General features: G+C 62.0%; 22 protein-coding genes and 1 pseudogene. 9 read left to right on the plus strand and 14 right to left on the minus strand.

Annotated elements, in window-relative coordinates:
- Nucleotides 1–34 precede the first annotated feature (34 nt).
- On the plus strand, nucleotides 35–355 hold the full coding sequence (locus HPTL_RS08800; RefSeq protein WP_119335643.1) for a DUF4212 domain-containing protein: 321 nt from the start codon (nucleotides 35–37) through the stop codon (nucleotides 353–355).
- Here HPTL_RS08800 and HPTL_RS08805 read toward each other — a convergent pair.
- From HPTL_RS08805 to icd, 4 genes and pseudogenes are all read right to left on the minus strand, one after another.
- Nucleotides 282–674 (minus strand): hypothetical protein, encoded by a 393-nt coding sequence (locus tag HPTL_RS08805; RefSeq protein ID WP_197713662.1) that lies wholly within the window; start codon nucleotides 672–674, stop codon nucleotides 282–284. The genes HPTL_RS08800 and HPTL_RS08805 overlap by 74 nt on opposite strands.
- A 124-nt stretch (nucleotides 675–798) precedes the next feature.
- Nucleotides 799–2,609 (minus strand): annotated as a pseudogene (locus tag HPTL_RS08810) (sodium:solute symporter family protein).
- A gap of 14 nt (nucleotides 2,610–2,623) precedes the next feature.
- On the minus strand, nucleotides 2,624–2,878 hold the full coding sequence (locus HPTL_RS08815) for a DUF4212 domain-containing protein (protein ID WP_119335644.1): 255 nt from the start codon (nucleotides 2,876–2,878) through the stop codon (nucleotides 2,624–2,626).
- Nucleotides 2,879–2,997: 119 nt separating this feature from the next.
- Entirely contained in the window at nucleotides 2,998–4,242 is a 1,245-nt protein-coding gene (gene icd, locus HPTL_RS08820) for an NADP-dependent isocitrate dehydrogenase (RefSeq protein WP_119335645.1), read from the minus strand.
- 99 nt (nucleotides 4,243–4,341) lie between these two features.
- Here icd and aceK point away from each other — a divergent pair, with 99 nt between their 5' ends.
- Together aceK and HPTL_RS08830 are read left to right on the plus strand one after the other, a co-directional pair.
- Complete coding sequence (aceK, locus tag HPTL_RS08825) at nucleotides 4,342–6,117, plus strand: bifunctional isocitrate dehydrogenase kinase/phosphatase (RefSeq protein WP_119335646.1); 1,776 nt, start codon at nucleotides 4,342–4,344, stop codon at nucleotides 6,115–6,117.
- 22 nt (nucleotides 6,118–6,139) lie between these two features.
- Nucleotides 6,140–6,820, plus strand: a complete 681-nt coding sequence (locus HPTL_RS08830; protein ID WP_119335647.1) for an OmpA family protein — start codon at nucleotides 6,140–6,142, stop codon at nucleotides 6,818–6,820.
- On the opposite strand, the gene HPTL_RS08835 is transcribed toward HPTL_RS08830, so the two are convergent.
- From HPTL_RS08835 to pilM, 9 genes are all read right to left on the minus strand, one after another.
- Nucleotides 6,817–8,403, minus strand: coding sequence for an HDOD domain-containing protein (locus tag HPTL_RS08835; RefSeq protein ID WP_170141321.1), 1,587 nt, complete (start codon nucleotides 8,401–8,403; stop codon nucleotides 6,817–6,819). The genes HPTL_RS08830 and HPTL_RS08835 overlap by 4 nt on opposite strands.
- A 118-nt stretch (nucleotides 8,404–8,521) precedes the next feature.
- Nucleotides 8,522–11,119 (minus strand): bifunctional aconitate hydratase 2/2-methylisocitrate dehydratase, encoded by a 2,598-nt coding sequence (gene acnB / locus HPTL_RS08840; RefSeq protein ID WP_119335649.1) that lies wholly within the window; start codon nucleotides 11,117–11,119, stop codon nucleotides 8,522–8,524.
- A 229-nt stretch (nucleotides 11,120–11,348) separates the two neighbouring features.
- Nucleotides 11,349–12,431 carry a 3-dehydroquinate synthase gene (gene aroB / locus HPTL_RS08845; RefSeq protein WP_119335650.1) on the minus strand — a complete coding sequence of 361 codons (1,083 nt, stop codon included), beginning with the start codon at nucleotides 12,429–12,431 and terminating at the stop codon, nucleotides 11,349–11,351.
- A gap of 36 nt (nucleotides 12,432–12,467) precedes the next feature.
- The gene (locus tag HPTL_RS11565) at nucleotides 12,468–13,004 is read right to left on the minus strand and encodes a shikimate kinase (protein ID WP_119335651.1); all 537 of its coding nucleotides are present in this window, start codon (nucleotides 13,002–13,004) and stop codon (nucleotides 12,468–12,470) included.
- A gap of 39 nt (nucleotides 13,005–13,043) precedes the next feature.
- On the minus strand, nucleotides 13,044–15,131 hold the full coding sequence (gene pilQ, locus HPTL_RS08855; protein ID WP_119335652.1) for a type IV pilus secretin PilQ: 2,088 nt from the start codon (nucleotides 15,129–15,131) through the stop codon (nucleotides 13,044–13,046).
- A 22-nt stretch (nucleotides 15,132–15,153) separates the two neighbouring features.
- The gene (locus tag HPTL_RS08860) at nucleotides 15,154–15,741 is read right to left on the minus strand and encodes a pilus assembly protein PilP (RefSeq protein WP_119335653.1); all 588 of its coding nucleotides are present in this window, start codon (nucleotides 15,739–15,741) and stop codon (nucleotides 15,154–15,156) included.
- Nucleotides 15,738–16,397, minus strand: a complete 660-nt coding sequence (locus tag HPTL_RS08865; protein ID WP_119335654.1) for a type IV pilus inner membrane component PilO — start codon at nucleotides 16,395–16,397, stop codon at nucleotides 15,738–15,740. Before HPTL_RS08865 ends, HPTL_RS08860 begins: the two co-directional genes overlap by 4 nt.
- Nucleotides 16,394–16,984 carry a PilN domain-containing protein gene (locus HPTL_RS08870; protein WP_170141322.1) on the minus strand — a complete coding sequence of 197 codons (591 nt, stop codon included), beginning with the start codon at nucleotides 16,982–16,984 and terminating at the stop codon, nucleotides 16,394–16,396. Before HPTL_RS08870 ends, HPTL_RS08865 begins: the two co-directional genes overlap by 4 nt.
- A gap of 1 nt (nucleotide 16,985) precedes the next feature.
- Nucleotides 16,986–18,017, minus strand: a complete 1,032-nt coding sequence (gene pilM / locus HPTL_RS08875) for a type IV pilus biogenesis protein PilM (RefSeq protein WP_119335656.1) — start codon at nucleotides 18,015–18,017, stop codon at nucleotides 16,986–16,988.
- 95 nt (nucleotides 18,018–18,112) lie between these two features.
- Here pilM and HPTL_RS08880 point away from each other — a divergent pair, with 95 nt between their 5' ends.
- The 6 genes from HPTL_RS08880 to HPTL_RS08905 are packed head-to-tail and all read left to right on the plus strand — an operon-like array spanning nucleotide 18,113 to nucleotide 24,349.
- The gene (locus HPTL_RS08880) at nucleotides 18,113–20,479 is read left to right on the plus strand and encodes a penicillin-binding protein 1A (RefSeq protein WP_119335657.1); all 2,367 of its coding nucleotides are present in this window, start codon (nucleotides 18,113–18,115) and stop codon (nucleotides 20,477–20,479) included.
- Between the two features lie 18 nt (nucleotides 20,480–20,497).
- Nucleotides 20,498–21,064, plus strand: coding sequence for a YqgE/AlgH family protein (locus HPTL_RS08885; protein ID WP_119335658.1), 567 nt, complete (start codon nucleotides 20,498–20,500; stop codon nucleotides 21,062–21,064).
- Nucleotides 21,057–21,566 (plus strand): Holliday junction resolvase RuvX, encoded by a 510-nt coding sequence (gene ruvX, locus HPTL_RS08890; RefSeq protein WP_119335659.1) that lies wholly within the window; start codon nucleotides 21,057–21,059, stop codon nucleotides 21,564–21,566. Before HPTL_RS08885 ends, ruvX begins: the two co-directional genes overlap by 8 nt.
- Nucleotides 21,529–22,053, plus strand: a complete 525-nt coding sequence (gene pyrR / locus HPTL_RS08895; RefSeq protein ID WP_119335660.1) for a bifunctional pyr operon transcriptional regulator/uracil phosphoribosyltransferase PyrR — start codon at nucleotides 21,529–21,531, stop codon at nucleotides 22,051–22,053. Before ruvX ends, pyrR begins: the two co-directional genes overlap by 38 nt.
- The gene (locus HPTL_RS08900) at nucleotides 22,050–23,027 is read left to right on the plus strand and encodes an aspartate carbamoyltransferase catalytic subunit (RefSeq protein ID WP_119335661.1); all 978 of its coding nucleotides are present in this window, start codon (nucleotides 22,050–22,052) and stop codon (nucleotides 23,025–23,027) included. Before pyrR ends, HPTL_RS08900 begins: the two co-directional genes overlap by 4 nt.
- Entirely contained in the window at nucleotides 23,024–24,349 is a 1,326-nt protein-coding gene (locus HPTL_RS08905; RefSeq protein ID WP_119335662.1) for a dihydroorotase, read from the plus strand. Before HPTL_RS08900 ends, HPTL_RS08905 begins: the two co-directional genes overlap by 4 nt.
- Here HPTL_RS08905 and HPTL_RS08910 read toward each other — a convergent pair.
- Entirely contained in the window at nucleotides 24,339–24,731 is a 393-nt protein-coding gene (locus tag HPTL_RS08910) for a NusG domain II-containing protein (protein ID WP_119335663.1), read from the minus strand. The genes HPTL_RS08905 and HPTL_RS08910 overlap by 11 nt on opposite strands.
- Nucleotides 24,732–24,740 lie beyond the last annotated feature (9 nt).

A 24,740-nucleotide genomic window follows, 5' to 3' on the forward strand; every position in this document is an offset into this window, starting at 1 on the left:
TGGCTGCTTTCTCTCGGGCTGAGGCGCGGTCACGATGCCAATGCTGACCCACGACGAACGCAACGCGCGGGCGGAAACGATCCGCAAAGCGTTTTGGCAACGCACGCGCCGTTTGACGTGGGCCGAACTTGTCGTCTGGCTGCTCTACAACTTTGCGATCGTCTGGTGGGCCGAGCCGATGAGCCGGATCACCCTCTGGGGCATTCCACTCAGCTTCCTCAATCTCTCGTTTTTTTCACTCGTACTTTTTACCGTATTGGCAACCGGCTACGCCGTGCTGGTCAATCGTTGGGCGCGTTCTGCGCGCGCTCAGCTTTCAGCGCTTGCTTCGCCCGCCAATGGGCGTGTCGACTGAGCGCAAAATCCAGGATCAATTTCAACCAGATCGTCGTTCCCGCAATCGCGGTCCAGGTATCGAACGGTAGTGCCAAGACGATCACACCATAGATCACATACGCGGTGACCGCACCGGCAACGAGATTGATTGCCGCGGTGTACGGCGCCCACCGTTCCGGATCGGGCGGCGGCTCTCCCCCTTTCAATGCCACTTCGGAGTAGTCGCGCTGGACGATGATACGAAACGCGCGGCGTAACCAGACGAAGGTTACTGGAAAAAGTGCCAAAAAGAGGATCCAATTGATCGCAAGTGAGACGGTCAAATGGATGCTTTCCATAGGTCGTATCCTCAGAAAACAAGCCGCCAACCGAAGTTGGCGGCCTGCACATTATACCGGAGTTCCGGCAAGTGGTCTGGCCTGTCTGCCTCGGGTCAATCGAGGCAGAGACCAAACCGGCTGATCAGTGGACGTGGGTACCATCCACCGCTTTGGCACCGCGCGGCACGCGGACGCTTTCCACCAACGCCTGGATGTGCGCCGGGGTTCCGGTGTGAATTTGTCGACCAGGAATGCAACGATGAAGTTCACCGCTGCCCCCACCGCACCGAACGCCTCAGGCGTGATCCCGAAGAAGCTGTTCGGCCCGCCGATCAGGTCGAGATACTCGGTGCCCTTGATGAAGAAGATCCCCTTGTGTGCGAAGACGTAGAAGAGGGTCACGACAATACCGGCGATCATCCCGGCAATCACCCCCTCTTTGTTCATCTTCTTCGAGAAGATCCCCATCATGATCGCCGGGAAGAGCGAAGAGGCGGCCAAACCGAACGCCAGTGCGACGGTCCCAGCCGCGAATCCCGGCGGGTTGAGCCCCAGGTAGCCGGCAATGACGATCGAGATCGCCATCGCAATTCGGCCCGCCATCAGCTCGCTTTTCTCACTGATGTTCGGCGCAAACACCCCTTTCACCAGGTCATGCGAAATCGCAGCCGAGATCGCCATCAAGAGCCCCGCGGCGGTCGAGAGCGCTGCCGCCAGCCCCCCTGCCGCGATCAAGCCGATCACCCAGTTCGGGAGCAACGCGATCTCCGGGTTCGCCAACACGATGATATCGGCGTTCACCGTCAATTCGTTGCCTTTCCAACCGGCCTGTTCGAACTTCTGCTTCGCGGCTTCGTCTTTGGTCTTGTCGTTGTAGTACTGGATGCGGCCGTCCCCGTTCTTGTCGGAGAACTGCAGCAAGCCAGTCACTTCCCAACGCTTCATCCAATCGGGGCGCTCTTCGTAGCGGATCCCTTGGTCAGCGGTCACCATCGGCTTGTTCTCGAGCGCAGCGGGATAAACCGTGGCCAAAAGGTTGTAGCGCGCCATCGCCCCGACCGCCGGCGCCGTGGTGTAGAGGATCGCGATGAAGACGAGTGCCCACCCGGCCGACGAACGGGCGTCTTTGACGCGCGGCACGGTGAAGAAGCGCATGATCACGTGCGGCAAACCGGCGGTGCCGATCATCAGGCTCAGGGTATAGACGAACATGTTGAGGGTACTCCCCGCCGTGGTCGTCGTATATTTCCCAAAGCCCAGTTCGGTGACGATCTGATCGAGCCGCTCAAGGAGATAGACGTCACTCCCCTTCAGGGTCGAACCCAGCCCAAGCTGCGGGATCGGATTGCCGGTGAGCATCGCGGAGATGAAGATCGCCGGGATCGTATAGGCCACGATCAGCACGATGTATTGCGCCACCTGCGTGTAGGTAATCCCCTTCATGCCGCCAAAGACCGCATAGAGGAAGACGATACCCATCCCGACGTAGATCCCCACCTCCTGTGAAACCCCAAGGAAACGGGAGAAAGCAACGCCAACACCGGTCATCTGCCCGATGATGTAGGTGAGCGACGCGATCAAGAGGCAAAGCACCGCGACCACCGCAGCGGTTTTGGAGTAATACCGATCCCCGATGAACTGCGGCACGGTGAATTTACCGAATTTGCGCAGGTACGGTGCGAGCGTCATCGCCAGAAGGACGTAACCCCCCGTCCATCCCATCAGGAAGACGCCACCGCCGTAACCCAAGTTCGAAATGAGACCGGCCATCGAGATGAACGATGCGGCACTCATCCAGTCGGCAGCAGTCGCCATCCCGTTCATCACCGGCGGAACCCCACCCCCTGCTGCGTAAAACTCCGAAGTGCTACCAGCGCGGGCCCAGATCGCAATCCCGATATAGAGCGCGAACGAGAGCCCGACGATCAGCCAAATCCAGGCATTCAGTGACATACTGTTTCCTCCCCTCAGTCTTCGTGGACATCGAATTCACGGTCGATGTCATCCATCTTCTTCGCGTACCAGAAGATCAACGCGACGAAGACATAGATCGAGCCCTGCTGGGCAAACCAGAAGCCCAACGGATATCCGCCCAAATGGATGCTATTGAGCGCCGGGGCAAAGACGATCCCCGCGAGGTAGGAGACCGCAAACCAGATCACGAGCACTGTGCCAATGAGGCGCAGTGTCGCTTTCCAGTAGGCGTCGGGTGACTTGTCCATCTCAACCTCCTTTGTGGTTAACGAAAAAAGCCATCGCCCAGGGTGACCTCGACGATGGCATAAAGCGTACGGATGAATGCTTACGCGAAACTTACAGCAAGCGAATTTTCGTCAGTCGATCACATCCGTTCGATCATCGCGGCCCCAAAGCCCGAACAGGAGACTTCGGTGGCGCCGTCCATCAAGCGGGCGAAATCATAAGTGACGATCTTGTCGTTGATGGTGCGCTCCATCGCGGCGATGATGAGGTCCGCCGCCTCTTTCCAGCCGAAGAAGCGCAACATCATCTCGGCAGAGAGGATGAGCGAGCCCGGGTTTACCTTGTCGAGCCCGGCATACTTCGGCGCGGTGCCGTGGGTGGCTTCGAAGACCGCGTACTGGTCACCGATGTTCGCGCCCGGCGCGATCCCGATTCCGCCAACCTGCGCGGCGAGCGCGTCGGAGATGTAGTCGCCGTTGAGGTTGAGCGTTGCGATCACGTCGTATTCGGCAGGGCGCAAAAGGATCTGCTGCAGGAACGCATCGGCGATCGAATCCTTGACGACGATTTCGCGCCCAGTCTTCGGGTTGGTGAATTGGCACCAGGGCCCCCCGTCGATCGGTTGCGCGCCGAACTCTTCCTTCGCCACCTGATAGCCGACGTCGCGGAAGAGCCCTTCGGTAAACTTCATGATGTTGCCCTTGTGCACCAGCGTCACCGATTTGCGGTCGTTGTCGATCGCGTATTGGATTGCGGCGCGCACCAGACGGCTCGTCCCTTCGATCGAGACCGGCTTGATGCCGATCCCAGAGGTCTCGGGAAAGCGGATCTTCTTCACCCCCATCTCTTCTTGAAGGAACTTGATGACCTTCTGCGCCCCTTCCGACTTCGCTGGCCATTCGATCCCCGCGTAGATATCTTCGGTGTTTTCGCGGAAGATCACCATATCGACGAGCTCCGGGTGCTTGAGCGGCGACGGCACCCCGTTGAAATAGCGCACTGGGCGGACGCACTGGTAGAGGTCCATCTCTTGCCGCAACGCCACGTTGAGCGACCGGATTCCGCCACCAACCGGAGTGGTCATCGGCCCTTTGATCGACACCGCGTATTCCTTGAGCGCCTCCAGGGTCTCTTCAGGAAGCCACTGATCGGGACCGTAGATGCGCGTGGCCTTCTCACCGGCATAGACTTCCATCCAGTGAATCTTACGCTTCCCGCCGTAGGCTTTCTCCACAGCAGCGTCGACCACGGCACGCATCACGGGCGTGATATCGACCCCAATCCCGTCCCCTTCGATGAAGGGTACGATTGGGTTGTCGGGGATCGGCTGCCCCATTACGATTTTTTGACCCCCTTCTGGCACTTGGATCTTTTGATAGCTCATGGTGCTTTCACTCCCTGTGTTAGGAACCCTTATTATCCGTCAAAACGCCTTTGCCGCGCTATACTTCGCGAAAACTCCAACCAGACAAGGGAGACGAAGATGGATCGGCCGATGCCCGATGAACTCGAACTCATCGCCCAAGGCATGGCACGAACGATGATCGAAGGGTTCGACAAGCACTACCGTATCTTTCGCGCGGTAAGCGCCCGGGCCAAAGAGCTCTTTGAAGCGGGTGACTGGCAAAAGCAGCTCGAATTGGTGCGCGATCGCGTCGAATTCTACGATCAGCGCGTTGCCGAAACGGTCGAACGGCTCAAAACGCAGTTTCCCATCGCTACGCTCGACGACGCCACCTGGCGTGCGGTCAAACTCTTCTACATCGACCACCTGATCGACCACAAACAGCCTGAGCTCGCAGAGACCTTTTTCAATTCGGTGACCACCAAAATCCTGGACCGAAGCTACTTCAACAACCAATACATCTTCGCGCGCCCTGCGATCTCGACCGAATACATCGAGTCGTTCCCGCCCGTCTACACGAGCTATTACCCGAAAGAGGGGGGGCTACGGGCAACGATCCGTCGCATCGTCGAAGATTTCGACTGGGAGCGCCCCTTCGAGGACCTTGACCGCGACATCGGCTTTGTCCTACGCGCGCTGGAGACGCACCTGGGTGGCCGGTGGCCGAAAATGGAAGTGAACGCCCAGATTCAGGTGCTCTATTCCCCGTTTTACCGCAACAAAACGGCGTACGTGATCGGCAAAGGGATCAACGGCCACGACGAAATCCCCTTCTGTCTGGCGATTCGCCACGGCGACAGCGGCAAATTGATCATCGACACCGCGCTCTTCGAAGCGTGGCGCATCTCCGTGCTCTTTTCGCTGTCGCGTGCCTACTTCCTGGTCGATATGGAAGTCCCGTCGGGCTACGTGCAATTTTTACGCTCGATCATGCCCAACAAACCGCGCTCCGAACTCTATACGATGCTTGGGTTGGGCAAGCAGGGCAAAACGATGTTCTTCCGCGATCTCATCGCCCACCTGCGCCACTCCAACGACCAGTTCATCATCGCGCCGGGGATCAAAGGGATGGTGATGCTCGTCTTCACCCTACCCTCTTTCCCGTACGTCTTCAAAGTGATCAAAGACCGCTTCGGCAGTTCGAAAAACATCGACCACGCCACCGTGCGCCGCAAATACCACATGGTGAAGCAAGTCGACCGCGTCGGCCGAATGGCCGATACGCTGGAATTTTCCCAAGTGGCGCTGCCGCTTGCGCGTTTCTCTCCCGAATTGCTCGTCGAATTGCGGCAAGAGGCGCCCAGTCTGATCGAAGAGATCGACGACCAATTGGTGATCAAACACCTCTACATCGAACGCCGCATGACGCCGCTCAACCTCTATCTGGAAACCGCCACCCCAGAAGAAGCCGAAGCGGCGATCATCGAATACGGCAATGCGATTCGCGAGCTCGCGATCGCGAACATCTTCCCCGGTGATATGCTGTGGAAGAACTTCGGCGTGACGCGCTACGGCCGGGTCGTCTTCTACGACTACGACGAGATCGAATATATGACCGAGATGAACTTCCGCGCGATTCCGCCTGCGCCTTATCCTGAAATGGAGATGAGCGACGAGCCGTGGTATTCCGCAGGGCCGCGCGACGTCTTCCCCGAAGAGTTCGCGACCTTCTTGCTGGGGGACCCGAAGATCCGGCAGATCTTCCTCAAACACCACCGCGACCTCTTGACCCCGCAATTCTGGCAAAATGCGCAAGAACGGATTCGGGCAGGCATTGTCGAAGATTTTTTCCCGTACGGGGAAGAGATGCGTTTTTGTCACCGCTACCGTGGTTCAACCCCTACCCATGACTGAAAGGACCGAAGGAGGTGCACCGATGACCCGATTTTTGACCACCCGTACCGCGCGTGCTGGAGCAGCCGTGCTCGCGTCGGCAGCGTTGCTTGCCGGTTGCGTCACGACCAACCCCTATACCGGGGAACGAGCGAATACCGCGAAAGGAGCAACCGCCGGCGCCGTTGCCGGTGCGGTTCTCGGGAACGTCGTCGCAGGGAAAGGAGACCGGACCAAAGGGGCGTTGATCGGTGCCGCGGTGGGTGCCGTAGTCGGCGGCGCGATCGGCCATCAAATGGACCAGCAAGAGGCGCAACTGCGGCAGCAGCTTGCCAATACCGGCGTCGAAATCCAACGGCAAGGGGACACCATCCGGCTGCAAGCGCCGGAGGCGATCACCTTCGCCACCGGGAGCGCGCAATTACAACCGCGTTTCCTCACGGTACTCGACCAACTCGCGCAGAGCGTGCAGCAATACCCCAACACCCTCATCCGCATCGAGGGGCACGCCGACGCCACCGGCAGCGCGGCGTTCAACCAGACGCTCTCGGAAAACCGCGCGCAGGCAGTCGCGAGCTACCTGATGCAACGCGGTGTCGATCCGCGGCGCATCGTCGCGGTCGGGTTCGGTAGTTCGCGCCCGATCGCCTCGAACGCCACGCCGGAAGGGCGGGCGCAGAACCGGCGGGTGGAAATTTTGCTGATCCCAGCAACCGACGGCTAAACCGCTTCTTGCGCTTTCGTCCGCGCTTGCGCCCAGCCCAGCGCCACCTGGTTGCGCCACAGTCGAATCACCCGTTTGAGTTCGGGTGAGAGCTGGAATTGCCGGGGCAGCGGCTTGTCGAGATAGGCAAGCCCGAACGTCTCGTCGCGCGTGCGCAAGGGAAGCAGCAAGACACTTTCGCCGCGCGGCAGGCGGCGCATCGCGTCGGGAAACTTCGCGGCAATCGCGGGGTCGCTGCGCATCTCGATTTCGATGTCGAGCCCCCGCGCCACCGCCAACTGAAACACGTGCCCGGGGCCGGACAGCGGGATGTGCCAAAGCGCCGCACGCAGGTCGCGCCATTCGGGTGCGATCCCGAATGCGGGCACGAGCCGATCGCCTTCGCAGAGAAAGAGAAGAATCCGTTCACAGCGCAGCGCCCGCCAAGCGATTTCGCACGCCATTACCGCAACCGAGGCCCACGGCTGTCCTTCGAGCAGCGATTGTGAATACTCCTCGATTCCGACCAGGATCCGCCGCATCGCCTGTGCTTCATCGACGGGCGTTTGCGGGTCGGGTGCGTAGTCATCGTTGTCGTGGTCGGTTTTCGCTGTCGGTCCGGCGGATGCATCCGCGGGCGCCTCTGGCGAGTGTGCACGGTGCGGCGCCTTGCGCCCGTGGTCCGGCTGCGTCCCGGGATCGGCAAATACCGTAAAGGGATCCCCCGCTCCTTCGAGAGCACGCCACCATTGGGCGGCCGCCTCTTCGCACCGTTTGGTGCTCGCCTGCCACTGTGACGCATCGATCGACTTGAGAAACGGATAGCGGTGCGTCAGCTCACCATACAGCGCCGCGAGCGTCTTTCCTTGCGCCAGTTGCGCGCCAGCCGCCTCGGCTGCGGCGGTGAGCCAGCGCACGGCATCCTGTTCCTGGGTCAAGGTAACGGGCGGCGCACCAACCGTAGGCGCGATCGCCTGCTGTACCGCAAGCGGCAACCCCCACGCCTTCGCGACGAAGAGGCCGAACGTCGCACAATGCACCCCCAACACCTGGTACTCTGCTTTCGCCTCCGACATCCCGGCGGCAACGAGCGCCTGGATCTGTGCCGCTTCTTCGGAAAAGTAGTGATGAATGAGTAAGCGGCCCAAATGACGAAACAGCGTTGACAAAAAAGCACGTTCTCCTTTGATGCGGAAACTGGGGGCGAGCTGTTCGGCAAAGAGCGCGCTCACCAACGCGCGCGCCCACTCGACCGCGATCGTCCCCTGCGCGTTACCAAGCCGCTGCAAGACCACTGAGGTGAGCGCCAGGTTGCGCACCGTCTCCAACCCCAGGAGCACGAGCGCCCGCGACACCGTCGTGATCTCCGGCATGCCGCTGCGGCGGTAGGTGGCGCTGTTTGCCAAACGTAAGATCCGCGACGCCAGCGAAACGTCGCGTAGGATCACGCTTGCCAGATGATCGACACGCGCGTCGTTCGATTCGGCCAATTGCACCACCAACCCGACGCTGCGCGCCAGCGCAGGAAATTCGCCCTGCGCGTTCATCCGCTCCCAGAGCGACGCAAGGACCGATTGCGCGGAAGATTCAGAACTCTGTTCCATCGGGTCCATTGTAGGCGAAACACCCGGTATCGTGCACAGATGCGATGCTTGGCGCCGACTCCACAAAAAAGGGGGCCAAAGCCCCCTTCCTTGGGATCAGAACCCGAAGAACCGAACCTTACGCCGCGACTTGCTTGGCGACTTCGGCAAATTCCGGAATCTGATCGAAGTTCATGTAGCGGTAGATGTTGGGCGCTTGCGCGCTTACCGGTTGCATCAGCGCCATATACTCTTCGACCGTCGGGATACGCCCCAAGAGCGCGCATGCCGCCGCGAGCTCCGCAGACCCGAGATAGACCCGAGTATCGAGCCCCAGACGGTTCGGGAAGTTGCGGGTGGACGTGGACATCGCGGTGCTGCCGCGCTTGATCTGCGCCTGGTTGCCCATGCAGAGCGAGCAGCCGGGCATTTCGAGCCGGGCGCCGACGCGCCCAAGCACCCCATAGACCCCCTCTTCGCGCAGGATCATCTCGTCCATCTTCGTGGGCGGCGCGATCCAGAGGCGCGTGGGGATGTCGTTTTTCCCCTCGAGCACTTTCGCCGCGGCGCGGAAATGGCCGATGTTGGTCATGCACGAGCCGATGAAGACCTCGTCGATCTTGTCGCCAGCTACTTCGGAGAGGAGCTTGACGTCGTCCGGGTCGTTCGGGCATGCGACGATCGGTTCGGTGATTTCGTTGAGGTCGATCTCGATCACCGCAGCGTATTCGGCGTCTTCGTCGCGCTCCAACAACACCGGATTTTCGAGCCACGCTTCCATCTTTTCGATGCGCCGCGCCAAGGTTCGCTTGTCTTCATAGCCGTTGGCGATCATCCACTTCAAGAGCGTGATGTTGCTCTTGAGGTATTCGATGATCGGCTCTTTGTCGAGCTTCACGGTACAGGCCGCGGCCGAACGCTCAGCGGACGCGTCGGTGAGTTCGAACGCCTGCTCGACCTTGAGGTGCGGTAGCCCCTCGATCTCCAAGATTCGGCCGTTAAAGATGTTTTTCTTCCCTTTCTTCTCGACCGTCAAGAGCCCTTGCTTGATCGCATAGTAGGGGATGGCATTTACCAGGTCACGCAGTGTGATGCCCGGCTGCATTTCGCCCTTGAATTTCACCAGCACCGATTCAGGCATATCGAGCGGCATCGACCCCGTTGCCGCAGCGAACGCGACAAGACCCGACCCAGCCGGGAACGAGATCCCGATCGGGAAACGGGTGTGCGAGTCCCCGCCTGTCCCGACGGTATCGGGCAACAACATCCGGTTGAGCCACGAGTGGATCACGCCGTCACCGGGACGCAAACTGACCCCGCCCCGTTCGGTGATGAATTTGGGCAGCTCTTTGTGCATCTTGACGTCGACCGGCTTCGGGTAGGCCGCGGTATGGCAGAAAGACTGCATCACCAAGTCGGCCGAAAAGCCCAAGCAAGCCAGGTCTTTCAGTTCGTCGCGGGTCATCGGGCCGGTGGTGTCCTGCGAACCAACCGTGGTCATCCGCGGTTCGCAGTAGGTCCCGGGGCGCACCCCTTTCCCTTCTGGCAAACCGCAAGCGCGGCCGACGATCTTCTGCGCCAGCGTGTACCCCTTGCCGCTCTCTTTGGGTTGCTGCGGCAGCCGGAAGAGGGTCGAAGCAGGCAACCCCAACGCCTCGCGCGCTTTCGCGGTGAGGTTCCGGCCAATGATCAGGTTGATCCGCCCCCCCGCGCGCACTTCGTCGAGCAAGACCGGGCTCTTCAGTTTCGATTCCGCGATCAGTTGCCCGTTTTTGTAGGCTTTGACTTCGGCCGTTTCGTGGTTGATCTCGAGCTCGATTTCGTCCCCCATCTCCATCTGAGAGACGTCGATCTCGATCGGCAACGCGCCAGCGTCTTCTTGCGTGTTGAAGAAGATCGGCGCGATCTTGCCGCCCAAGCACACGCCGCCGTAGCGTTTGTTGGGAACAAAGGGAATGTCTTTACCGGTCCACCAAATCACCGAGTTGGTGGCCGATTTGCGCGACGAACCCGTCCCTACCACGTCGCCGACATAGGCAACCGGATGCCCTTTTGCTTTGAGCGATTCGATCCGTTTGATCGGCCCGCGAACACCGGGCTCATCGGGCTCGATCCCAGGGCGCGGGTTTTTGAGCATCGCCAACGCGTGCAACGGAATGTCGGGGCGCGACCAGGCGTCCGGCGCAGGCGAGAGGTCGTCGGTGTTGGTTTCGCCGGGAACTTTGAAGACGGTGATCGTCATGCGCTCGGGCACCGGCTCGCGGCTGGTGAACCATTCCCCCTCTGCCCACGACTGCAATACCGCTTTGGCGTTCTCGTTCCCCGCGTCGGCAAGCGCTTTGACGTCGTTGAAGTAATCGAACATCAACAAGGTGTGTTTGAGCCCTTCTGCAGCGATTTGGCCCACCACAGGGTCTTTCAGGAGCTCGATAAGCGGCGCCACGTTGTAGCCCCCCAGCATCGTGCCAAGCAGTTCTGTGGCACGCTCACGGCTGATGAGGGGATTGGTCTCGTCACCCCGCGCGATGTGGGTCAAGAATTCGGCTTTCACCTTCGCGGCGTCATCCACCCCGGGCGGCACCCGGTAGGTGAGCAGTTCGAGCAGAAACGCCTCTTCACCTGCGGGCGGGTTACGCAGGAGCGCCACGAGCGCTTCGGTCTGTTCCTTGGAAAGCGGCAACGGGGGGATGCCGAGCGCCGCACGCTCGGCCACATGGGCACGGTAGGCTTCCAACATGACGATCACCTCGCTATGGTCTCGCACAAACAAAATATGTCTTATGTCTTTTATAAGACTAGAGGACTTGACAGAAAGATTCTACAAGAAAGCGCCCCGAGCGACAAGCATTCGCCCGGGGCGCCGTGCCTCAGTGTTTGACGAAACGAACTACCTTGCCTCAGTACGGCACCGTGTGCAATACCGAGCAACGGGATATGGTCTGACGCACCCTCTTGCCGGGATGCGCTCAGCCCAACCGCGCGGCCAAAGCCGCATCGACGACGGTTTTGGGGACATCGGCGGTCACCACCGCTTCCCCGATTCCCTTGAGCAGGACGAAGCGGATTTTGCCGCCGACAACCTTCTTGTCACCCGTCATCAGTTGCCAGACCTGGTCGGTATCGAGTGCCGGCCCCCGTACCGGAAGGCCAGCACGGATGAGTAGCCCTTCGATCCGCGCACAGTCGTTTTCCGTGAGCCATCCCAGGCGTAGCGACACTTCGGCGGCGATCATCATCCCTGCAGCAACCGCCTCGCCGTGCAACCATTGCGTGTAACCGGTTGCGGTCTCGATCGCGTGCCCGAAGGTGTGACCCAAGTTGAGGGTGGCGCGAACGCCCCGTTCCGTTTCGTCCGCTGCAACCACCTCTGCTTTGTTCCGGCAGCTGCGCTCGACCGCGATCGCGATGCTTTCGGCATCGAGCGCCAAGAGCGACTCGATGCGGTGTTCCAGCCATTCGAAGAACGCGGCGTCGCGAATCAGTCCGTATTTGATCACCTCGGCAAGCCCCGCACGCAATTCGCGCGCCGGAAGCGTGCGCAAAGTCGCCGTATCGATCAACACCGCACGCGGCTGGTAGAACGCACCGATCAGGTTTTTGCCGCGGGGGTGGTTGATCGCGGTTTTGCCACCGACGGAGGAGTCGACTTGCGCCAAGAGCGTCGTCGGCACCTGAAGGAACGGCGCACCGCGTTGCCAGCACGCCGCAGCAAAACCGGCCATGTCCCCGATCACGCCGCCCCCCAGCGCGATCACGGTCGTTTCTCGCTCCGCGCGGACGTCGACGAGCGCATCGAAAATCCTCTGGAGCGTCTCCCAGTTTTTATAGCGCTCGCCATCGGGCAACACCACCGCCGACACCGCAACGCCGTGCCGTTCGAGCGCAGCGCGAAAGGTCTCCAAATAGAGCGGCGCCACCGTGGTGTTGGTGACGATCACACCGTTGGGTTGGGGCAGGTGGGGCAGCAACAGCTCCGCATGGGACAAGATCCCCTCATCGATCCAGATGGGATAGGATCGCGCCCCCAAATCGACGCTGACGATGCGCACGGCTCATCTCCTTTCTTCCGTTTCTGGTGCAGCCCCTCACGCCGACGTTGCGGGCAACGGCACCCCATAAGCGACCAGCGCTTCTTCGAGCGTTTGCACCACCGCAGACAACCGCCCATCGCGGGTGGGAACGATCAGGTCGGCCACTTCGCGGTACCAGGGGTCCCGCTCGGCAAGGAGCGCTTGCAGCCGCGCTTTCGGATCGGGCACCTGCAGGAGCGGGCGCGTGCGGTCGTATTGCAAGCGTTCCCACAACACCTCGAGCGGTGCTTCCAGATAGACGACCACGCCGCGGCGCTTGAACCGTAGGCGATTCTCCGCGCGGGTCACCGCGCCGCCCCCCGTTGCGATCACCAGATCCTCTTTGGCCAGCAACTCATCCAAAAGCCGCGCTTCGCGATCGCGGAACCCGGCTTCGCCCTCCAACTCGAAAATGAGCGGGATCGGAACGCCGGTGCGCGCTTCCAATGCTTCGTCGGCATCGACGAACGACAACCCGTGGCGGGCTGCCAACGCCTTGCCGATCGTGGTCTTCCCGGCGCCCATCATGCCCACCAATACGATCGGTTCCACACCTTCCTCGGTTTTCTGGGAACATGGGCGTAGTGTACCTTAGCGCAGGCGCAGATCGTCGCTGACGATGCGGGGGGTGAGGAAGATCATCAGTTCGGTGCGCTGTGCGGTCCGGTTGGTATTCTTGAAGAGGTTACCCATGATCGGAAGGTCTCCCAAAAAGGGGACTTTGTTTTCGTTTTGCTGATCGCTCTCCTCGAAAAGCCCACCCAAGATGACCGTGCCACCGTTTTCGACGATCACGTCGGTTGTGACCTGTTTCTTCAAAATCGGCGGGTTGCCCTGGACGCTCCGAGTGAAATCGGCACGGTTTTTCTCGACGAGCACCGACATACGTACCCGCCCATCCGGGGTGAATTGCGGCGTCACTTCCAGGATCAGCGCCGCCTCTTTGAACGAGACCGTCGCCGTTTGGGTAGTGGTGCCCGGCGTCACGTACGGAATTTCGTCGCCTACGCTGATCCGCGCCTTGACGTTGTTCGCGGTCATGATCTTCGGACTCGAAATGATGCGCCCGTTCCCCGAGACCTCGGCCAGGTTGAGTTCAAGGTTGAGGTAGCGCGTGAGCGACTTGTTGAAGATCGAAACCGCGAACGAACCGTAATTGGTGTTGGTCACGGTGGCGCCTGCGGTATTGGGCCAATTGAACGGGCCGATGGTGTAGAGCACCCCACCGCCCAGGCTCCGGATGCGCGCGTCATCAAACCCCAGACGCGCGCCGATTTCGCGCCCGAAATTGGTGGTCGCTTCGACGATGCGCGCTTCGATCACCACCTGTTTCGGCGGCACGTCGATCTCTTTCAAGAGCGCACGCACCGCGGCCAGGCGATCCTCGACGTCGGTGACGAAGAGTTTGTTCGTGCGCGCGTCGAAGGTCGCCGAACCACGCGCAGAGAGAAAGCCTTGCGTCTGGGCTCCGCCGTTGCTGCCACCGCCGCTTCGGCCGCTCACCAACATCTGATGGATCTCAGCAGCCGAGTGGTAATTGATCTGGAACGATTCGGTGCGCAGCACCCCTTTTTCCACTTTCTGGTTGACCGCCGCCAAACGCTCCTGTTCACGTTGCGCGATCTCTTGGGTGGGTGCAACCCAGATGATGTTGCCGTTTTGCCGTTTGTCGAGCCCTTTCGCCTGCAAAATGATATCGAGCGCCTGATCCCACGGCACCTCTTTGAGCCGCAAGGTGATCGTACCTTGCACCGTGTCGGACGCGACGATATTGAATCCGCTGAAATCGGCAAGCACCTGCAACAACGCCCGCACTTCGACGTTCTGGAAGTCGAGCGTCAACCGCTCACCGTTGTATTTCGGTTTGAGGAGATCAGAAACGGCATTCTCTTCCTCCTTGGGCGGCTCAGCGACCTCCAACACGAACGTGGTATCGGCCTGATACGCGGTGGGTTGCCAATCCCCTTTCGCCCAAACCGAAAGCACTGCATCGCGCCCCTTTTGGGCAAAGCGCAATTCGGTCACCGGTGTGCCGAAATCGCGGACGTCGGATCGGCGGTGCAAAAGATCGGGCAACCGGACGTCGGGGAAACGCACTTCCAGGTGGTCCCCCGCGCGGATCAGGTCGGGGGAGACCTTCGTCGAAGAGAGCGTTACGACGACACGCCCTTCGCCGCGTTCGCCGCGGCGGAAATCGACGTCGCGAATTTCAGGGGTGTCGAACACCGCCTCGGCTGCCGGTGGCGCTGCGCTTCGCGCGGACGCGACTGCCGCAATCGCGTTCGCTACCGGCTCCGAAGCGGGTTGCGCCGCGCGGCGCCAGTCGATGCGCCACCCTTCGGGGGTAGCCGCAAGCGCATAGGGCACCGGCTCGTCGAGCACCAAGACGACGCGCAGCCGCTGCCCCGACTCCACCAGATAGACCCGATCGACTCCTGCACGCGCAAAGCGCTCTTCCGAGCGGCCCAACCCATTTTTAGCCCCGACGAAGTCGAAGATCGCGCGCGCCGGCCCGCTCATCTGAAAGTGGGCAGGCGCAGGCACAGCGGCATCGAAACGCAACAGAAGACTGGCTTGCCCATCGCCGCCCTCGACCAGCTCCACGCCAGTGAGTTGGGCTGCCCAGACAGAGAGCGCCATCCACATACCACAGAAGCCAGCCAACCACCGCACTGCCACACGTCGCCACTCGTTTCGCACCTTACCCCCCTTGGCTCACCAATTCGCGTTCCCGTTCCCGCCAACGTCCGTCGTCGTCACGGACCAGTTCGCGCAGCACGATCCGCCATTGCCGTCCCGCATCCGTTTCCGCTGGTTCGATCGCGACGATTTGGCCGAAATCTTTCCCCAAATAGTTGCCGACCGTCACCCGGTACAATTTGCCATCCGGCGCAGCGATCAGCCCCCACCGCGTCCCTTTCTGCTCCAGAACTCCGCGTAACGCCAAATCGTCCAACGCGAACGCTTCGAGCGGCTCACGCGCGCGCGTCAAATCGGGGGCAGGCAACCCGGGGTCGACCGCTGCCGCTTCGGCTTTGGGCGGCGGCGGCAAGAAGCGCGACAATGCAAACGGATCGGGCAGATCATAGGCTGCATAGGTCAGCGGAACGATCGTGCGCACCTGCGGTAACGGTTTGACCCGCCCTTTGAGCGACGCAGCAGACTGTTGCTGCCACGCTACCAAATCCTCCATTCCTTCGGGCGGCACCACCAGCCCACACCCCGCAGTCAGCAGCGCCCCCACCACCGCGACGAACCGGGTACGCAGGAAACAGCGCCGCGCCATCATCGCAGACCTCCTTGGCGTTGCGCCGGCTTAGGCACCTGCGCCGCCCGCTCCTCCTCATCCAGATAACGATACGCAAAGAGCGTTGCGTCCATCTGCAGGGTTGGATTGTCGCCTTGTCGATTCGCGACAGCCAATTTGACGTCGGCGAACGAGACGACGCGGGGCATCGACGAGACGTCGCTGAGGAACCCGGCGATGCGGTGGTAATCCCCCGTCAACCGGATCGTCACGGGCAATTCGGCATAGAACTCTTTCACACTTTCAGTCCCCGGCCGAAAGAGCTCGAACCGCAAACCGCGCTGCAACCCATAGCGGTGCGCCTCTTTCAACAACCCGTCGACTTCGGCGCGACTGGGAAGGCGCTGCAACAGGTCCCCAAACTGCTTTTCCGCTGCTTTCACTTGGTTGCGCAGCAGCGGCAAATTGACTGCAAGCCGTTTCTTCGCCAGCCACCGCTCTTTGAGCTCCGGTTCTTTGGCCACCGCCGCTTCGATCGCCGCGATCTGATCGCTCCACAAGAGATACCACCCCAAAAAGAGGGCCAGTACGAAAGCCACGACCCAAACGGTGACCTGCGGCGCAAGCGGCCACAATCCCGGATCGTTCGGGTCGAGATCGCGAAACTGGGCAGCGAACCGGGCGAACTGCGCCTTCATCGCTCCGCTCCTTCCTTTTGCGTCGTACGCTGCTCGATCGCGGCTCGGTCGATCGTCACCACCAGCGCGAATTGAACGCCACTTTGCCGGTCGACTTCGGTTGCTTGCGTTTCGATCAAGCGGACGCGATGGAAATCGGGAGAAGACTCCAGCGCGCGCATCAATTCTGAGACCGTGCCGTTGGAGCGCGCCAGACCGCGCAAGGTGACCTCGGCGTCATGGCGCTCGAGTTGGGTGAGCGCCACACCCTCGGGTAACAACCGCGGCAACGCATCGACGACAGCGATCGGTTCGACCCGCCGCAGTTGCAGCGACTCGATCACCTCTTTCCGCGCCAAAATCCCCGCAATCAGAGATTCCAGCGATTTGATCTCGGCGATTTGCCGGTCGAGCTGCGCAATCTCTTGTTCCAAGAAATGGTTGCGCGCCGTTTGCCGCGCCAAAAGAGAATCGAGCCACCACCACCCTGTGGCGACCACGAGCGCGGCGCACAGGGTCACCCCGCCCAAACCGAAATAGAAGCGCTGTCGTCGCTCTTCGCGCAGCGCTTCCCGCCACGGCAAGAGATCGATATCGATCGAATTCACGCTACCCCCGCCACGCCAAGCCAGTTGCCAACGCAAATCGCGGTGCGACCGGCAACCACTCCTGCCAACGCGCTGCCACAGTGAGCTTCACCCAAGGGTTGAGCAGTGCCACCGGCGGCGAAACCATACCCTGCACCGCTTCGACAACCCCAGGCAATGTCGCGACGCCACCCGCGAGCAAAAGCCGGTCGATCTGCGTCACCCCTTCGGATGCGGTGAGGAAGAATTTCAACAGATTCGCGACTTCAAACGCGAATTTCGCCAAAAACGGTTGCAACACGTCTGTCTTCGCCGCTTCGCTCCATTGATTCGACGCGACCATCTGGTTAGCCGCTTCGTTCGAACGCAAAAAACGTGCCAGGTCACGTCGGATACGGCTCGCTTCGAACGATTGGCTGCGGTCGAATCGCCGCTCGCCATTGACCCAGACAACGAGCTCGATCGTGTCTTCCCCAGCGTCGACGAGCGCCGTGACGCCAGAAAGCAGTTCCGCACGCAGCGCCGCGCGACGCAACGCCAGACTTTCCACGTCCAAGTGTGAGAGGGTCAATCCCGCTTCTTCAGCGATAAGCTGCATCGCTTCGACCCGCTCGTGGCGGGTGGCGACGATCACCACCCGTTCGGTTTCCGGTTCGACGCCAGGCCCGACCACCTGCCAATCGGCGCGCAGATCCTCGACCGGAAACGGAGACATCCGCGCCAATTCGGCAAAGACGAGCTCTTCCTTTTCCCGTTCGGAAAGGCCGACAGGAAAGTCGACGCTGCGTTGCATCACCGCACTGTCGGGCAATGCCATCACCGCCGCTCGGACGCCACCCAGCATCTGAGCCGCCTTCATGAGCGCGCCCACCACTGCCTTTTGATTGCCTACCCCAGACGCCGAATACCACCCACTTTCACACGGCACGGTTGCAACGCTTGCTAGCGCAACTGCCTGCCCCCGCCGCTGCAACTTGACCGCTTTGACGGCGGACGGCCCCAAGTCGATGCCAACGCCCTCCCCCGCTTTTTGTTGTCGTCCCAACCGCAGCATCGAATGCAACGCCTCCCCTCGATCGATAAAAAACGCGCTTTCGCGGCAGCAAAGCTATAATCGGCGAATCTCCGCCCGCTGTCAAGACAATCGTTATGCGTTTGCTCAAATGGACGGCCGTTTCGTTCGCACTCCTCGTCTCGCCGCTTGCCGTGATCGCCACCGTGATCCTTTTTGCGTGGCAGGAACTGCCCGACGTTTCGCAGCTGGCCGATTACCGCCCCAAAATGCCGTTGCGCATCTACGCGAAAAACGGCGAAAAAATCGCGGAATTTGGCGAAGAACGGCGGGTGGTCGTCGATATCACCGCGGTACCGGACCACTTGAAAGCGGCGATTCTGGCCGCTGAAGACGAGCACTTCTACGAACACCCTGGCGTCGATCCGCTGGGCATCGTACGCGCCGCGATCGCGAACCTCATCACCGGTGCCAAGGCGCAAGGGGGTTCGACGATCACGATGCAGGTGGCGCGCAACTTCTACCTCTCGCGCGAAAAGAGCTACTGGCGAAAATTCTACGAAATTCTGCTCGCGATCAAATTGGAGCGGGAACTCAGCAAAGACCAAATCTTGACGCTCTACATGAACCAAATCTACCTGGGGCAACGCGCCTACGGGTTCGCGGCCGCAGCGCAGGTCTATTTCGGCAAGCCGATCCAAGCGCTCACGCTCGCTGAAAGCGCACTCCTTGCGGGACTTCCCAAAGCACCGTCACAGCTCAACCCCTACCGCAACCCGGAAGGAGCATTGGCGCGGCGCGAATATGTACTGCGGCGCATGAAGGAGGCCGGATTCATCGATGAGATGCAATACGAAGCCGCCAAAGCCGAACCTCTGACACTTGCCAGCGACCAGAAGCGCGAAAATACCGTCGTCAAAAGCGCCATTCCCTGGGGCGGGCACGTCGCCGAACTGGTCCGGCAACTGATCGTCGAGCGCTACGGCGTCGACACCGCGATGACCGCGGGGCTTCAAGTGTACACGACGATCGACCCCAAATGGCAACGGGAAGCCGAAGCCGCGGTTCGCCGGGGGTTGATCGCGTACGACCAACGTCACGGTTTTCGGGGCCCGGAAGGGGAGATCCCTGCTTCGGTGCTGCAGTCGCGTGATCCCGGTGCGCTCGCCGAAGCGCTCGAAGCCTACCCCGACGCGCCCGACGGGCTCGCCGCAGTCGTGCTCACCGTCGCCCCTAAAGCGATCACGGTGTGGCGCAACGGTACAACCCTCTCTTTGACCGGCAAAGGGATCGCGTTCCTCGAACGCGCGCTCGCGCCGCGTGCGCCAGCAGCGCTCCAGATTCGCCCCGGCGCCGTGATCCGTATTCGCCAAAACGAGCAAGGAGAATGGGAAGCGACGCAACTGCCCGATGCGCAAGCAGCGCTCGTGGCGCTCGACCCCACCACTGGTGCGGTCCGGGCGCTCGCTGGAAGCTACGATTTCGAACTCGCCAAATTCAACTACGCCACACAGGGTTTTCGTCAACCCGGTTCGGCGTTCAAACCCTTCATCTACTCGGCCGCGCTCGAGAAGGGGTGGATGCCGGGCAGCTGGATCGAAGACGAGCCGATCGTCTTCGGCCCCGAGATCACGGGAAGCAAGGAGTGGGCGCCGAAAAATTACGACGACAAATACGAAGGGTGGATGCGGGTGCGAGAAGCGCTCGCCCACTCGAAGAACCTTCCAGCAATCCGCATCCTCCACGACATCACCCCCCAATACGCGCAACAGTGGATTACCCGCTTCGGGTTCGATCCGAAACGGCACCCCCCCTATCTCACCATGGTGTTGGGCGCGGGCGAAACCAGCCCGTGGATGTTGGCGCGCGCCTACGCGGTCTTCGCGAACGGGGGTTATCTTGTCGAACCCTATCTGATCGACGAAATCCGCGACGGTCAAGGGACACTGCTCTGGAAGGCGCACCCCACCGTTGCCGGAGACGAGCGCATTCGCGCGATCCCCGCGCGCAACGCCTGGTTGATCGACTCGATGCTCCACACCGTGGTCGAACGGGGAACCGGCGCGGCGGCGCGACGCGCCCTCAAACGCAACGACCTCGCGGGCAAAACAGGCACTACCAACGACGCGGTCGATGCCTGGTTCGCCGGCTACCACCCGAGCCTCGTTGCGGTCACCTGGGTGGGTTACCCTCAGCCCAAACCACTCGGCAAACGAGAGACCGGTGGCCGCGCGGCACTGCCGATCTGGATCGACTTCATGCAGACGGCGCTCGCGGGCGTCCCAGAAACCCATTCGCCGATGCCATCGGGGATCGCGACCACGATCCTCGACGGCAGACCTGAGTATTATTACACCGAACTGCCGCCACCAGATCCCTATCCGCCAACACCCATCTGGGAAGGCGGCGAGGGGTGGAACCCCAATTTGCTGCCCACCCCCGAAACGCCCCCCAGTGAGCGTACGCCGTATGCGCCGATCTTGGAGCGCTCTTTCCTCAACTGAGAAGGATCCAATACCGCCATGGGACAACGTTTCGTCAGCTACAAACACCATTTCCTGGTCGCGATGCCCGAGCTCAACGACCCCAATTTCCGCCAAACGGTGGTCTATCTGGTCGAACACCACCCCCAAGGCGCAATGGGGTTGATCATCAACCGTCCCACCGAAATCACCCTGGGGCAGCTCTTCGAGCGGGTCGAAGCGGGCGCGGTCAACCCCCTCGTTGCCGACGCGCCCGTCTTCTACGGCGGGCCAGTCGCGACCGAACGCGGTTTCGTCCTGCATCGTCCCAGTGGCGAATGGGCAGGATCGATGACGCTACCCGAAGACATGGCGCTCACCTCGTCGCGTGACATCTTGCCGAGCTTGGGCGACGTGAACGCGGTCCGCGACTTCCTGGTCTTGCTGGGCCATGCCGGTTGGGGCGAAGGTCAGCTAGAAAGCGAAATCGCCCGCAACGACTGGCTAACCGTACCCGCCGACCCCGAGATCATCTTTTCCACGCCGCCAGAAGCGCGCTATCAGGCGGCGCTCGCGCTGCTTGGCGTGCGCCCCGGTTTTCTGGTCGGAGGTGCCGGGCATGGCTGAATGCGCGCTCGCGCCCTGCGACGGCGTCTGGCTCGGGATCGACTACGGCAACGCGCGGATCGGCGTCGCGGTCGCCACGCTGCCCGTCGCGATCGCGACCCCCCTGACCACACTGGCCGCGCAGCCCGAAACGCGTTTCTGGGTCGCTTTCGACGCCCTCGTCGCGGAATGGCACCCCTGTGGATTCGTCCTGGGGTGGCCACCCACACCCGCAAGTGGGAACCCCCACCCAATGCACCCCGCGATCACCGCGTTCGCCAACACCCTCACTGCCCGTCACGCCAAACCCATCTACTGGGTCGATGAGTCGCTTACCTCGGCGCACGCCGAACAGCTCTTGCGCGAAACGGGCAAACGGCGCTGGCAAGCGCGCAAAGCGCGCCTCGACGCGGTAGCTGCCGCGCTCATCCTGCAAACCTTCTGCGACGGTCACGCCACCGTCTACCCTCCGGGAGCAATCACGCATGCACACGGAAAACCCATTGATATCGCCACCCCCTGACGCCGAAACGCTCTACCATGAACTCGAGCGCGCGATTGCGCCGTACCGCGATACCTTCGACGCCTTCGTCGGCATCCACGCGGGCGGCAGCTGGATCGCCGAACGGCTGCGCGCCGCGCTCGCGCCAACGCTACCGCTTGGGGTGATCGACGTGTCGTTCTACCGCGACGATCTGGCACAACGGGGTCTGGGGCGGCGCGACGTTCGGCCCAGCGAACTTCCGTTCTCGGTCGAAGGCGCACGGATCCTGCTGATCGACGACGTGCTCTACACCGGACGCACGGTGCGCGCTGCGATCAATGAACTCTTCGACTACGGCCGCCCCGCGTGCGTGCGGTTTGCGGCGCTTGCCGATCGCGGGGGGCGGGAACTCCCGATCTGTCCCGACTTTTGCCCCTGGCGCAGCCCGACCCCGCTTGCCCCCCACGTGCGGCTCGAACTCATCGTCACCCCCGATCAGACCTTTCGTTGGGAGCTCGTTGCATGACGCCACTCCAACTCACACCCGACGGGCGCCTGCGTCACCTCTTGACGCTCGATGGGCTACCCGAACCGATCCTGCAGCAGATCTTTTCGTTGGCAGACTCTTTTCTCGAAGTCTCTGAGCGCGCGGTGAAAAAAGTGCCGCTTCTGCGCGGCAAAAGCGTCTTCAACATCTTCTTCGAAAACTCGACCCGTACGCGCACCACCTTCGAGATCGCTGCCGCACGGCTTTCTGCCGACGTCGTCAACCTCAACATCGCCACCAGCAGCACGGCGAAAGGGGAGTCGCTGCTCGACACCATCGACAATCTTTGCGCGATGATGGCCGACATGTTCGTGATCCGTCACGCCGCAAGCGGCGCGCCGGTACGCATCGCGCAACACCTCGCTGAACGTGGGCTCGACCACGTGCGCGTGCTCAACGCTGGCGACGGCCGCCATGCGCACCCCACCCAAGGGTTGCTCGACATGTACACCATCCGCCACTACAAGAAAGAATTCACCCGTCTCACCGTCGCGGTGGTCGGTGACGTCCTTCATTCACGGGTCGCGCGCTCGGAGATCGCGGCGCTCACCACCCTGGGGGTTCCCGAAGTGCGCGTTGCCGGGCCGAAAACGCTGCTGCCCAAAGCGCTCGGCGAATTGGGCGTACAGGTCACCCACGACCTCGACGAAGCGCTCGACGGCGTCGACGTGATCATGATGCTGCGGCTGCAAAACGAGCGGATGCACGGCTCCTTCATCGCCACCACTGCCGAATACCACGAATGCTGGGGACTCACCCCCGAGCGGCTCAAACGGGCCAAACCCGACGCGATCGTGATGCACCCAGGCCCGATGAACCGTGGGGTGGAGATCGCATCGAGCGTCGCCGACGGCCCCCAAGCCGTAATCCTGCCGCAAGTCACTTTTGGGATCGCGATCCGCATGGCCGTCTTCACCCTATTGGCGGGCGTTGCCCCAGGAGGTCTCGCATGAAGTGGTTGATCACCAACGCCTACCTCGTCGACCCCGCTTCGGGGCGTGAAGGGTACGGAGCGGTTGCGATCGCCGACGGCCGCATCGTGGCGATTCAAGAACACCCGGCCGACCCGCCTGCGGCACCGGCGATTCCGGGCTTTACACCAGATCGAACCTGGGACGCGCAGCGGCGCGTACTTGCCCCGGCGTTGGTCGATACCTACGCGCGCCTCACCGGCCCGGTCTTGGAACAGCAAACCCGCTTGGAGCGCGAATTGCACGGCGCAGCGGCCGGCGGGATCGGTCATCTGGTGGTCGCGCCGGATACAGCCCCGCCGCTTGACGAACCGGGGTTGGTCGAAATGCTGCTCGAGCGCGCGCGCCGCGCCGCAACCGCCGACATCCTGCCGCTCGGCGCGCTCACCGTCGGCCTCAAAGGCGAGCAACTTGCGGAAATGGCGCGTCTCACCACGGCCGGCTGCATCGCGTTCTCGCAAGGCGATCGCCCGATGCGCGACACGCTGGCGTTGCTGCGGGCGATGCAGTACGCGGCAAGCTTCGACCTTCCCGTCTGGCTCACCGCTGCCGACCCCGACCTCAGCCTGCCGGGCGGCGCGCACGACGGCGTGGTCGCCGCACGCCTGGGGCTACCGCCAATCCCTGTCGCGGCGGAGACGGTCGCGCTCACGCGCCTCATCGAATTGGCGGCTGAAGCAGGCGTTCGGCTCCATGTGGTCAATCTGTCGAGCGAACGCAGCGTCGCGTTGATCCGCCGCGCGAAAGACGAAGGGCTACCCGTCTCGGCGAGCGTCTCCGCGCTCCATTTGACGATGACCGAACTCGACATCGGGGCGTTCGATACCAACGCCCACGTGATTCCGCCTTTGCGCAGCAGCCGCGACCGGGAAGCGCTCGCCGCAGCAGTCGCTGACGGCACGATCGACGTCATCACCTCGAACCACACGACCGTGGGGCGTGACGCGAAAGCCTACCCCTTTTCGGAGAGCGCCCCCGGGGCCGCAGGCTTCGAAACGCTCCTGCCGCTCGTACTGCGCTGGGGCGAATCGCAAGGGCTGTCGCTTGCCCAGACGCTTGCCCCAGTGAGCAGTCGCGCCGCTGCGCTTGTCGATAACGACGAATGGGGGCGGCTTGCAGTCGGCGCCCCGGCCGACCTCATCCTCTTCGATCCCGACGAACCGTGGATCGTCGACGCCCATTCGCTCGTCGGGCCTGCGCACAACACACCGTGGTGGGGTCTGCCGCTCACGGGGCGCGTCACCCACCTGATGCGGCGCGGCACCTTCGTCTTCGAACGCGAAGCGGCACCGGTCAAAAATTGAGCGAGTCGTAGAGGCGCGTGCGCCCAGTGAGCTCCACGGTCACCTCATTGGGCGCGCAGATCGCAGCGCTCCCAGCGCGCGTCAACCACCCTTGCCGCACGCAGATCTGCCGGGGGCCTGGGTCGCGCACCACCCGCGCGCGCCCCGGCGCGATCTCGATCACGGTGACGCCCAACGCACCGGTTACCTGAATGGTTTGGGGCTGGTCAAGCGCATAGGTTCCGACGACACGGCCCGCGACACGCACCACGGCGTGGGTGGGGGCTCCTGCCTGCAGTAACCATGTCAGCGACACGGCAACCGCTACAACGCCAATCGCAAGCGCCCCCCAATCCCCAGGGCGCAACAGGTGCTGCCAACCGCGCCACGCTGCGTGCCCCATTGCCGCGTC

The sequence above is a fragment of the Hydrogenophilus thermoluteolus genome (genome assembly GCF_003574215.1).
Taxonomy (GTDB): Bacteria; Pseudomonadota; Gammaproteobacteria; order Burkholderiales; family Rhodocyclaceae; genus Hydrogenophilus; species Hydrogenophilus thermoluteolus.

Bases quoted from the DNA above. Each gene is read 5' to 3' on its own strand.
- icd (WP_119335645.1), bottom strand. From the start codon at position 4,242: ATGAGCTATCAAAAGATCCAAGTGCCAGAAGGGGGTCAAAAAATCGTA.
- HPTL_RS08885 (WP_119335658.1), top strand. From the start codon at position 20,498: ATGGGACAACGTTTCGTCAGCTACAAACACCATTTCCTGGTCGCGATG.
- pilM (WP_119335656.1), bottom strand. From the start codon at position 18,017: ATGCTGCGGTTGGGACGACAACAAAAAGCGGGGGAGGGCGTTGGCATC.
- HPTL_RS08815 (WP_119335644.1), bottom strand. From the start codon at position 2,878: ATGGACAAGTCACCCGACGCCTACTGGAAAGCGACACTGCGCCTCATT.
- HPTL_RS08910 (WP_119335663.1), bottom strand. From the start codon at position 24,731: ATGGGGCACGCAGCGTGGCGCGGTTGGCAGCACCTGTTGCGCCCTGGG.
- HPTL_RS08800 (WP_119335643.1), top strand. From the start codon at position 35: ATGCCAATGCTGACCCACGACGAACGCAACGCGCGGGCGGAAACGATC.
- acnB (WP_119335649.1), bottom strand. From the start codon at position 11,119: ATGTTGGAAGCCTACCGTGCCCATGTGGCCGAGCGTGCGGCGCTCGGC.
- aceK (WP_119335646.1), top strand. From the start codon at position 4,342: ATGGATCGGCCGATGCCCGATGAACTCGAACTCATCGCCCAAGGCATG.
- HPTL_RS08900 (WP_119335661.1), top strand. From the start codon at position 22,050: ATGACGCCACTCCAACTCACACCCGACGGGCGCCTGCGTCACCTCTTG.
- pyrR (WP_119335660.1), top strand. From the start codon at position 21,529: ATGCACACGGAAAACCCATTGATATCGCCACCCCCTGACGCCGAAACG.
- HPTL_RS08835 (WP_170141321.1), bottom strand. From the start codon at position 8,403: ATGGAACAGAGTTCTGAATCTTCCGCGCAATCGGTCCTTGCGTCGCTC.
- HPTL_RS08880 (WP_119335657.1), top strand. From the start codon at position 18,113: ATGCGTTTGCTCAAATGGACGGCCGTTTCGTTCGCACTCCTCGTCTCG.
- HPTL_RS08830 (WP_119335647.1), top strand. From the start codon at position 6,140: ATGACCCGATTTTTGACCACCCGTACCGCGCGTGCTGGAGCAGCCGTG.
- ruvX (WP_119335659.1), top strand. From the start codon at position 21,057: ATGGCTGAATGCGCGCTCGCGCCCTGCGACGGCGTCTGGCTCGGGATC.
- HPTL_RS08860 (WP_119335653.1), bottom strand. From the start codon at position 15,741: ATGATGGCGCGGCGCTGTTTCCTGCGTACCCGGTTCGTCGCGGTGGTG.
- HPTL_RS08865 (WP_119335654.1), bottom strand. From the start codon at position 16,397: ATGAAGGCGCAGTTCGCCCGGTTCGCTGCCCAGTTTCGCGATCTCGAC.
- HPTL_RS08905 (WP_119335662.1), top strand. From the start codon at position 23,024: ATGAAGTGGTTGATCACCAACGCCTACCTCGTCGACCCCGCTTCGGGG.
- HPTL_RS08805 (WP_197713662.1), bottom strand. From the start codon at position 674: ATGGAAAGCATCCATTTGACCGTCTCACTTGCGATCAATTGGATCCTC.